This is a genomic window from Bradyrhizobium sp. NBAIM08 (assembly GCF_020193935.1).
GTDB classification, from domain to species: domain Bacteria; phylum Pseudomonadota; class Alphaproteobacteria; order Rhizobiales; family Xanthobacteraceae; genus Bradyrhizobium; species Bradyrhizobium yuanmingense.
In genome coordinates, this window is the sequence record NZ_JADYVR010000313.1 from 1 (window position 1) to 452 (window position 452).

At 73.7% G+C, this 452-nt stretch carries 1 protein-coding gene; it reads right to left on the reverse strand.

Translation table 11 applies throughout. The annotated features are described in order from the left end of the window. Positions 1-281: glycosyltransferase (locus tag I6F37_RS39660; protein WP_225154327.1), on the reverse strand; the 281-nt coding region annotated here is incomplete at its 3' end. Positions 282-452 lie beyond the last annotated feature (171 nt).

Consider the following 452-nt stretch of genomic DNA (forward strand, 5'->3'; position numbering starts at 1 on the left):
CTGTCGAGGAGCAGCACCGTCTCGCCGATCGCCTCCTCGAGGCCGCGCCTGCGCGCGAGGAAGCGTCCGGCGTTCGCCTGGCGGACGACCCTGAGCGGAACGCGTCCCTCCGCGGCCTGCTCCGCGCGGGCGGCGGTCGCGTCCGTGGAGCCGTCGTCGACGAGAACGACCTCGGTCTCGACCGCCGGGATGCGCGCGACCGCCTCGCAGAGTGCCGCGATCGTGGCGCCGATGTGCTGATCCGCGTTGTAGGCCGGGATGACAACGGTGAGCGTGTTCATGGTCGGCCGGGGGGAAGGGTAGAGGCCGTCCCAGCTGGACGGCACCGGTCGGCGACGATCGGCGCCGTCACGAGGACGTCGCCCTCGTCCGACGACGGTGCCGCGCCCGCATCCACGCGCAGCCGGGTCGTGCCGGAGACCAGCCGCACCGGCAGGCAGACGGTCGTTCCC